This is a genomic window from Thauera phenylacetica B4P (assembly GCF_000310225.1).
Classification (GTDB): Bacteria; Pseudomonadota; Gammaproteobacteria; order Burkholderiales; family Rhodocyclaceae; genus Thauera; species Thauera phenylacetica.
The window spans coordinates 1-9255 of the sequence record NZ_AMXF01000164.1 but is presented as its reverse complement, the minus strand read 5'-3'; the positions used below and the strand labels follow the sequence as shown (position 1 = coordinate 9255).

At 71.1% G+C, this 9255-nt stretch carries 9 protein-coding genes; 2 read left to right on the top strand and 7 right to left on the bottom strand.

What is annotated here, in order from left to right:
* The coding region (locus C667_RS16630) for an ABC transporter transmembrane domain-containing protein (RefSeq protein ID WP_004370585.1) at positions 1-1143 on the bottom strand (1143 nt) is incomplete at its 3' end.
* A gap of 247 nt (positions 1144-1390) precedes the next feature.
* On the opposite strand from C667_RS16630, the gene C667_RS16625 reads away from it, so the two are divergent.
* Positions 1391-1999 carry a DUF924 family protein gene (locus C667_RS16625; protein ID WP_004370584.1) on the top strand — a complete coding sequence of 203 codons (609 nt, stop codon included), beginning with the start codon at positions 1391-1393 and terminating at the stop codon, positions 1997-1999.
* Between the two features lie 130 nt (positions 2000-2129).
* On the opposite strand, the gene C667_RS16620 is transcribed toward C667_RS16625, so the two are convergent.
* Positions 2130-3488 carry an IS1182 family transposase gene (locus tag C667_RS16620; RefSeq protein ID WP_004356467.1) on the bottom strand — a complete coding sequence of 453 codons (1359 nt, stop codon included), beginning with the start codon at positions 3486-3488 and terminating at the stop codon, positions 2130-2132.
* Between the two features lie 111 nt (positions 3489-3599).
* Here C667_RS16620 and C667_RS16615 point away from each other — a divergent pair, with 111 nt between their 5' ends.
* A complete protein-coding gene (locus tag C667_RS16615) occupies positions 3600-4304 on the top strand; it encodes a type 1 glutamine amidotransferase (protein WP_004370583.1) in 705 nt (234 codons plus the stop codon).
* A 7-nt stretch (positions 4305-4311) separates the two neighbouring features.
* Here C667_RS16615 and C667_RS16610 read toward each other — a convergent pair whose 3' ends face one another.
* The 5 genes from C667_RS16610 to C667_RS16590 all read right to left on the bottom strand — a co-directional run.
* The gene (locus tag C667_RS16610; RefSeq protein ID WP_004370580.1) at positions 4312-5274 is read right to left on the bottom strand and encodes a DUF4332 domain-containing protein; all 963 of its coding nucleotides are present in this window, start codon (positions 5272-5274) and stop codon (positions 4312-4314) included.
* A 38-nt stretch (positions 5275-5312) separates the two neighbouring features.
* The gene (locus tag C667_RS16605) at positions 5313-5705 is read right to left on the bottom strand and encodes a hypothetical protein (protein WP_004370578.1); all 393 of its coding nucleotides are present in this window, start codon (positions 5703-5705) and stop codon (positions 5313-5315) included.
* Between the two features lie 51 nt (positions 5706-5756).
* Complete coding sequence (locus C667_RS16600; protein WP_039921900.1) at positions 5757-6650, bottom strand: hypothetical protein; 894 nt, start codon at positions 6648-6650, stop codon at positions 5757-5759.
* Between the two features lie 27 nt (positions 6651-6677).
* Positions 6678-7697, bottom strand: a complete 1020-nt coding sequence (locus C667_RS16595) for a hypothetical protein (RefSeq protein WP_004370576.1) — start codon at positions 7695-7697, stop codon at positions 6678-6680.
* 21 nt (positions 7698-7718) lie between these two features.
* On the bottom strand, positions 7719-9255 hold a 1537-nt coding region (locus C667_RS16590; protein ID WP_004370575.1), incomplete at its 5' end, for a S8 family serine peptidase.

Genomic DNA, 9255 nt, shown 5'->3' with positions numbered 1-9255 from the left:
GGCTGCCGCCGCTCCTACAGGGGGGGTGCGACGCGGGTTCTCCTGTAGGAGCGGCGGCAGCCGCGAACCTCCACCTCCGTCCTCCCGCGCGCCCTCCACCACCTCCACGTCCCGGATCACCGGCTCCGCCCGCAGGAGCTCCAGCAGCCGCCCGGTCGCCCCCGCGGCGCGCATCACGTCGCCCCACACCTCGGCCAGCGTGCCGGCGCCGCCCGCCACCAGCGCGGCGTAGATCACGAAGGCGCCGAGTTCGCCCACCGAGAGCGCGCCTGCCTGCACCTGGCGCGCGCCGATCCACAGCACGAAGATGATCGTGCCCATCACCGCGGCGATGATCAGCCCGGTGAGCGCCGCGCGTACCCGCGTGCGCCGCACCGCGGTGGCGAAGCCGGTCTCGGCGCGCGCGGCGAAGCGCGCGGCCTCGTTGGCCTCCTGGCTGAAGGCCTGCACCGTCGGCATCGCATTGAGGATCTCGCCGGCGAGCGCCGAGGCGTCGGCGATGCGGTCCTGCGCCTCGCGCGAGAGGCTGTGCACGCGCCGGCCGATGAGCGTGATCGGCAGCGCGAGCAGCGCCATCAGCCCGAAGATGAGGCCGAAGAGCTGCACGCTGGTCACCGCCAGCATCACCATGCCGCCGACGAACTGGAACAGGCTGCGCAGCCCCAGGGAGATCGAGCTGCCGACGACCGTCTGCACCAGCGTGGTGTCGCCGGTGAGCCTTGAGAGCACCTCGCCGGTCTGCAGGGTCTCGAAATACTGCGGCGACTGGCGCAGCACGCGCGCATACACCGCGCTGCGCAGGTCGGCGGTGACGCGCTCGCCGATCCACGACACGGTGTAGTAGCGCGCCGCCACCGCCGCCGCCCAGAACACCGCGAGCCCGAACAGCGCGACGAAGCGGCCGTCCAGGCCCTGCGCGCCGAACAGCCCGGCCCCCTCGCGCGCTGCGGCGCCGCCCGCGGAGACGCCACCGAAGCCCGCGTCGATCAGGTCGCGGAAGGCCAGCGGCACCACCAGGATCGCCGCCGAGCCCAGGCACAGCAGCACGAAGGCCAGCGCCACGCGCGCGCGGTAGGGGCGCAGGAAGGGGAGCAGGCCGCGCAGGGTGGAGAGCGCGGCGGGGGAGGCGGTTTCGCTGGGCATGGCGGGATTATTGCGCCATCCGCGCGGACCGGGTGCGCGGCAGCAAGACCGGGGCGTCGCCTGCCCCGTAGCAGCGGGCTCGCCCGCGAACGCAGCGGTCCGGCCGCCAGATTCGCTGGCAAGCCCGCTCCCACGAAGTCCCTTCGCGCTCGACGCGAGCGCCCCGAGGATCCGGCGCCCGCGCAGCCCGCATCGCAGCGCGCTGGGCTATGCTTGGCCCACCCCGATCGTCCGCCCGGAGCCCCGCATGGACACGCCCGCCACGATCCACGCCTTCTGGTTCGGCCCCGCGGCCGACGAGGACGAGGAAGACGCCATCATCGAGCGCCAGTCGGCGCTGTGGTGGAAGAAGCAGCCCGAGGTGGATGCCGCGATCCGCGCACGCTTCGCGCCGCTGGTGGGCCGCGCCGCGGGCGGGGAGCTCGACGCCTGGCTGGGCGGGCTGCGCGGACGCCTGGCGCTGATCCTGCTGACCGACCAGTTCCCGCGCAACATCTGGCGCGGCGAGGCCGCGGCCTTCGCCTTCGACGTGCTCGCGCTGCGCTGGGCCAGGGAGGCGCTCGCGCGCGGGCTCGACGGCGAGTTGCGGCCGATCGAGCGCGTCTTCCTGTACCTGCCGCTGGAGCACTCCGAGCATCTCGCCGACCAGCGCGAGGCGGTGCGCCGCTTCGACGCGCTCGCTGCCGCAGTCGAGCCCGCGCTGCGCATGGCCTTCGCCGGCTACCTCGACTACGCCCGCCGCCACCTCGAGATCATCGAGCGCTTCGGCCGCTTCCCGCACCGCAACGCCGCGCTCGGGCGCGAGACGAGCCCGGAGGAAGCCGATTTCCTGCGCCAGCCGGGTTCGCGCTTCTAGCAGCCTGTCGGACTTGAAGCCGGCGGACGGCGTACCGGCAGGCGGGTTTTCATGATGTGAAAAATAATCGGCATTTCAGAGCCGAAAGCGCCTTTTTCGCGTGAAATCGCCATGCTCCTGTCGTTTCTTCTCACTGCAGACGCAATACGGCCATGCGCTTGAAGTTCCACGCGAGGCAGACCAGCGTCCATTCGTTGCGCACGTTGCCAACACCGCGCAGCAGGAACTGACGGAAACCCATCACGGACTTGATGATGCCGAACACCGGCTCGACGGTCTGTTTGCGCAGCGCGTAGGCGGCGCGACCGGTCTGGGTCTTGAGGGCGTGCTTCATCTGCTCGACGTGGGAGGTGGGCGTCTCGAGCGGTGCGGGCTCCTCGAAGCGGCTGCGCCAATCCGGATGATGCGCATCGCGCCCCACTGCGATCAGCGGCTCGACCCCGGCGTCGTGGCAGTGCTGGACGTTGCGTTCGCTGTAAAAGCCGGTGTCGGCCAGCAGCCGCGCGGGTTGATTGAGCCCATCGGGCAGTGCCTGGATGCACTCGAGCATCGGCGCGACCTGCTCCTTGTCGTTACCGGCGGTGGTGATGTGGGGCGCCACCACCAGCATCGATTCGGTATCGACCACAGCTTGCGCGTTGTAGCACTGCTCGAAACCACCGCCCGCCACCTTCATGATGCGCGAGTCTTCATCGGTCAGATTGATCTGATCCTCGGCCTGTGGCCCCGTCTGCGGGGGCTTGGGGGGCTTGCCACCGGGCTTCTTGCCCGTGCTCGCCTGCTTGGCCTGGCGCTGGGCCATCTTCGCCTCGTACTCGGCTTGCTCGCGCTCGAAACGTTCCTTCGCGCGGGCTTCGATCTTGGCTTTGGCCGTCGCGATGGCCGCCAGACGGTCTTCGCGGCGCTTGATCTCCGCCGGTAAATCCACCCCCTCAGGCACATTGCCTTGGTCGGCAGCCTCGGCCAGCTTGAGCATCTCCTGCACCTCGGCTTTGAGCTGCGCTTCGATCTTCTGCGCGTGCCCGTAAGACAGCGCACTGTGCCGGGAGGCGTTGGCGTGCAGCTTGGTGCCGTCCAGGCTGACCGTGCCAAAGCGCGAGAGCTGGTTCTCGCGTGCGACCTGCAGCACTTGCACGAAGAGCTCGGCGAACTGTTCGCCGAAGCGGCGCCGGAAACTCGCCAGGGTGTCGTGGTCCGGGTGCTGGTTGCAGGCGATGAACCTAAACGCCAGCGAATCGTAAGTCGCCCGCTCGATCCGGCGGCTCGAATGCGTCCCCGTCGCGTAGCCGTAGATCAGCAGCGACAGCAGCATCGCCGGGTGGTACGCATCGCTCCCACGCCCCGCATACGCCCGCTCCAGCGCCGACAGGTCCAGTGCCTCGACCACGTCGACCACATAGCGCGCCAGGTGCGTTTCGGGCAGCCACTCCTGTACCGAGGGCGGCAGCAGGTAGTCCGTTTGGCGGTCGATCGGGCGGAAGCGGCTCATGCTCTCAGGATCCGGGGGCGATGCGGCATTTTACAGGGGGTAGTCCGACAGGCTGCTAGAATGTTCCACCCCTTCCACCTCGCCCCTTCCACCTCACCGCCCCGGCACACCATGAGAGCCCACATCCTGCAGCACGTCCCCTTCGAAGGCCCCGGCCACATCGGCGACTGGCTCGCCGCGCGCGGCGCGGGCATCGGCTCGACCCGCTTCTGGGAAGAGTCGGCGCTGCCCGACCCGGCCGCGGTCGATGTGCTGGTGGTGATGGGCGGGCCGATGAGCGTCAATGACGAGGCCGAATTCCCCTGGCTGGTTGCCGAGAAGCGCTTCATCGCCGAGGTGGTCGCGCGCGGCCGGCCGGTGCTCGGCATCTGCCTGGGCGCGCAGCTGATCGCCAGCGCGCACGGCGCCCGCGTCCATCGCAACGCCGAGAAGGAGATCGGCTGGTTCGAGGTCGCCGCCAGCGGCGCCGAACAAGACGCCGAGCAAGCCCCGCCGCGCTTCCCCTTCCCTGCGCAAGCGACCGTGCTGCACTGGCACGGCGAGACCTTCGAGCTGCCCGCGGGCGGGCGCCTGCTCGCCTCGAGCGCGGCGTGCAGGAACCAGGCCTTCCAGCTCGGCGAGCGCACGATCGGCCTGCAGTTCCACCTCGAGATGACCGAATCCAGCCTGCGCGCGATCGTCGACAACTGCCGCGGCGAGCTGGTGCCGGCGCGCTGGATCCAGGACGAGGCGACGATCCTCGGGCGAGCCGGCGCGCACTTCGCCGCGACCCACGCGCTGATGGACGGCCTGCTCGACTGGCTCGCGCGCGACTGAGGCAGGTTCAGCCGCCCTCGCGCGGCCGCCCGTGGTACTTCTTCGCGGCCTCGATCCAGGAGGCGGCCTGCGCCGCGTCGATCGGGGCGAGGCTCTTGTGCCCGCGGCGGGCGACCTCGGCGTTGTACTTTTCGAGGATCTCGCCCGTCGCCGCAGCGGCCAGCGTCTCCAGCGAGCGGATCCCGACCGTCCACAGCACGTCGGCGGCGCGTGGATCGATCGTGCGCACCGAGAGCAGCTCGGCATGCCCCATCCACTCGGCCAGGCTCTGCCGATCCACCCCCACCAGCGCGGCCAGTTCGGCGCTCGACTTGAGCCGCGAGCCCGCCACCAGCAGGTCGGCGATGGTGAAGATCTGCTGGCGGTTGAGCGCGCCGCGCCAGGTCTCGCCGACCCCGACGATGTCCTCCACGCCGGCCCAGGGGCTGAACTCGGGGCCGGCGCTCAAGCCCGCGTCCTCGCGCGGCAGGGGCACGAGGTCGAGGCGGATGCGCGACAGCTTGGAAGGATCGATGTCGTCCTCGGGGCGCACGAAGCGGTATTCGAGGGTGCCGAGCGGCGACACGTCCACCGTCACCTGGGCGTCGATCGCGATCTCGCGCACCGCGAAGCGGCTCACCGGGTTGGTGGTCTGCGCCAGCTTGTGCTGCAGCGTGTCCAGGGTGTGGGCGACCGCGCTGGCGAAGTCGTCCGGGCTGCGCTTGCGCGCCGCCTCGACCTCGGCGAGCTGGCGACGCAGCGCGGCGTTCTCGCTCTCGAGCCGGACGAGCTCCTTGCGCAGCGCCGCGATCGCCGCCTCGGCGTTGTCGGCGCCGCTGCCGTCCTCGGCCACCGGGGTGAACACGCCCAGCTTTCCCTCCAGGTTCACCAGGCTGGAGATGCCGACAGGCTTCAGGTTCATCGTGTCGACGAGCCGGGGGTCGAGCAGCGAGCCGGCGACGGTGCGGAGGTCCTTGGGGTCGATGGGCATGGCGGATGGACGGGTTCGTGAGGAGGAAAGCGGGGAATTCAGGCGGGTGGCGGCGAGACGTCGGGCATGCCCTGGCGTGGTGCCAGCCGCAGCCGCACCATCAGGCTGCTCGAGGCCTGGTAGCCGTACAGGCTGACCTGGCGCGGATCCACCGGGCGCGACATCAGGCGCGGCGGGACACCCCCGCTCGCGCGCTCGACCGACGCGGAAAGCGCGACCTCGAGCGTCACCTCGGTGAAGGTGTACCACAGCGGCGGCACCCGCGGCGCGTCCTCGTCGCCACGCTCGATCGCGTCGAGGCGATCGGTGGCGTGGCGGTCGAGCGCCTCCTGCGCCGCGGCGACCGAGACTACGGTGCGCGCGAGCAGCTCGCCCAGCTCCACGGCCTGCTGGCCGGCGAGTTCGCCGGCACCGATGTTCGCCTTGTCCATGGGTTCTCCCGCCGGCGCGGAGGCGGGCATTCCGCCCCCGCGCCGGACCGTTCAGAAGGTGACGGTGACCGAATTGCTCACCAGGCCGATGCGCGCGGTGATCACGAAGCTCGCCGGCGTGGTGTCGGCATCCTCGTCGAGGAAGTCGCGCCGCAGCTCGATCTGGATCTGCCCCGCGGCATCGGTGACGCCGGTGCCCAGATGCCGCCAGGGCACGCCGGAGCTCTCCACCGACAGCGCCTTGCCGGCGATCGGCGCGCCACTGCGACGACTGTACTGCAGCAGCACGCTCATGGTGCGTCCGATGAGGTCGCCGCCATCCATGACGTCGGCGATCTCGCCCTGGATGAGCGCGAGCCGCGGCCCGCGGATGACCTGGTTGGGCTTGGGGATGCCGACGTCGTCGCGCGGCTCGAGCAGCGCACTGGCGCGGATGCGACCGAGCGAGACGTCGGTGGATACATCGGTGGTGGTCGTGGTCGACCCCGACCCGCTCCCGCTGGTGACCATCCCGGGGCCGAAGAACATCGACACGCCGCTGCCGAAGAGACCGAAATTCGAGCCCGAATACGCGCTCGTGGTCTCGGAGGACGCCGCGAACTCGCGCGCGTAGAACTCTCCCTGCAGGCGCACGCTGGTCCATTGGTAGAACACCGGATCGATGAAGCTGATCAGCGGCAGGGGGCGCACATGGTTGGTGACATGGTCGAGCGTGCCGTCGTCGCGGAACACCTGCTCGCGCACCGCGATCACGTTGACGAGCGTGGCCGCCAGCGCCGAGGCGGTCGCCGCGCTCGAGGTGTCGAGCTGCAGCTGGGTCGCGGCCACGGCCGCGCCGGTGCGCTCGACCAGGGTGCCGAAGGCGATGCCGGCGCCGCGCAGTTCGTCGGAGACATTGGCATCCTCTGCCAGCGCACGGGCGAGGGGAGGAAGTAGATCAGGCATGATGGTTTCTCCTGTGGCGGGCGGCGATCAGAGCGACACCGTCGTGCTGCGTTCGATCTGGCCCAGCGTGGCGGTCACCGTGCCGCGGACGCGGCGCTGGAACAGCGGGCTGGGGATGTTGCGCGACAGCGTGATCCGGCACTGTCCGGCCGCGTTCGTGGTGTTGCCGGTGAAGCCGTCGGCGGTCGCGAAGGACAGGTCGAAGGGGCCGGGGTCGACGTCGATCGTCACGCTCGGATTCACCGCGCCATTGGCCTTGCGCACCGTGATGACGATGTCGGTGGCGCGTGCGGTGACGACGCCCGAGTTCAGCGTCTCCTGCACGCTTCCCAGCGCCATGAAGATCTGCGGCCCGATCGAGACCTCGGCCGGGGGGTCGAAGCCCTCGACGTTACGCGGCTGCAGCAGGGCGTCCATCAGCACGCGCCCCTCGGCCCAGTTCGATTCGAAGTCCGACTCCTCGGAGCGGAAGGTCGATCTCTCCTTGAACGACGACACGCCGATGCCGAGGAAGCCGAAGAAGAGGCCGACGTTGGTCGCCCGAGCGCTCTTCGTCTTGCTGTTGACGCTGATGCCGCGCTCGTTGTCGACCGCGCCGACCGTCATGTCCATGCGCAGCGCGACGTGGCTCCACTGGTGGGCGGTGGGGCGGACGAAGTTGATCAGCGACACGCTCTCGGTCACGAGCTGGGTCGCGCTCGGTACTGGCAGGCCGTCGTCGTTGAGTTCCTGGACGACGTCGGTGACCACGGTGATGGTCGACTGCGACAGGGTGGTCGCGGTATCAACCAGGCCACGATCGAGGGCGGTCTGCGAATCGGCGACCCCGCGGCCGATCGAGGCCAGGATGTCGCCGAAGCTCGGCGCCAGCTCGGCGAGTTCGCCCGAGACATCGGCCTCGTTGGCCAGCACGCCGCCCCCCCCGCCGGGGATCAGCGCCCCCGCCGAGAGGATGCTGCCCTCGGGCAGCGCGGCGGACGCCGGCATCGCGCCGGCCTGGGTCCGGGTCGGCTTGCCCTTGCCGGGTTTTTCGGTGTTGTCAGCCATGATGCACTCCTTGTGAGTGGTTCATCGGAACAAGCGCTCGCCGCAGACCTCGCGGGCGACGCTGCGGTCGAGCGCTTCGAGCAACGGAGAAAGCGCTGCGGCCAGGGCCTGCCATTCGGCGGCAGAGGCGGTCTCGGGGGAATCGGCGAGCAGCGCACGGGTCGGATGTGCCACGGCGAGCATCGCGGCGGCCGGCGGCGGCCCGCCGAGGAAGGCAGCCAGGCTGCGGATGTGCGCACGCAAGGCCGCGGGCAGGAAGGCCAGCGTGCCCGCATCCGGGACACCGGCGCACAGCGCGCCGATCCCCCCGGGCAGCAAGCGCTCGAGCTCGATGCCGCGTTTCGCCCCCACCCCGCGCACCGCCGTCCAGGGCAGATCGACCCGCCATTGCGGCGCTGGCAGCGGATCGGCGGGCAGCGTCGAGGTCCCCGGCACCGCGGGCGTACCCGGCACGATGACCCCGGGACTCGTCGCCAGCGCCCAGGGCTGCGGCCCGAGCGGCACATTCACGCCGCGCACCTCCAGCATCCAGTCACCCTCGCCGAGCGCCACGTCGATGCATTCGACGGTGTTGCGACGGTCGGGAGCACCGACCGCAGCGGCCGGGTGGTTGCCCCAGGCATGCACGGTGCCACCGGCGTCGCGCAGCACCAGGTCGAGGTCGTTGATCAGCGCTTCGCCCGGTACGTCGTACCAGCACAGCACCGCGCGCAGCCGTCCCGGGCCCTTGCAGTCGATGCGACGGCATGCGCCGGTCGCCAGGCCGACCCGGTCTTCGAGCAACACGGGTCCATCGGGGCCGGGCAGGCTGCCGGCCAGCCACAGGCGGCCGAAGCCCGCGCACTGGCGGTCCTCCTCGCCCTGCCCGTCGCGCCGATGCACCGGCCGCGCGCCGTGGATCAGCAAGGCCTTGAGCGCGGCGCCACCCGGCGCCTCGCCCAGCACCTGGCGCCAGCGCTGGCGCAGCACCGCGGCCGCCCCCGCGACCACCCCGGTCGACATCGAGGTGCCGCCAAGGTACTGGTACCAGGGCAGCGGATTCGCCAGACCCCAGCCGCGCGACGGGCTCACGGCGCTGCGCGGTGCGGCGAGGTTGGTGCCGGGCGCGCACAGGTCCGGCTTGATGCGACCGTCGAGCGTGGGGCCGCAGCTCGACAGCAGTGCGAGCCGCTCCGCATCGCCCGAGACGGGCGCGCCGCGCTGCGCCGGATCGGGAAAGCGCGTGCCCTCCGGGTCGAGCGCCGCCCAGCCGCCGCGCAGGCCGATACCGGCGTCCGGCCCCTCGGTAGCGCCGACGGCGAGCACGTTCTTCGCGCTCGCCGGCGCGTACAGCGTGCCGGCATCGACAGCCCCGTCGCGGTTGCGGTCGCGGCCGGCGTTGCCGGCGGCGACGATCACCAGCATCCCGGGCTGGGCGTGGAGAAAATGGTCGCACTCCCAGCTGTCGTCGGTATAGGCACCGGCGGCCTCCACACCCCAGGCGTCGGCGTGGATCGCCGCGCCGGCGGCGCGCGCCTGTTCGAGCAGCTCGCGCAGGTCGAGCGGCCGCCCCGCGAGA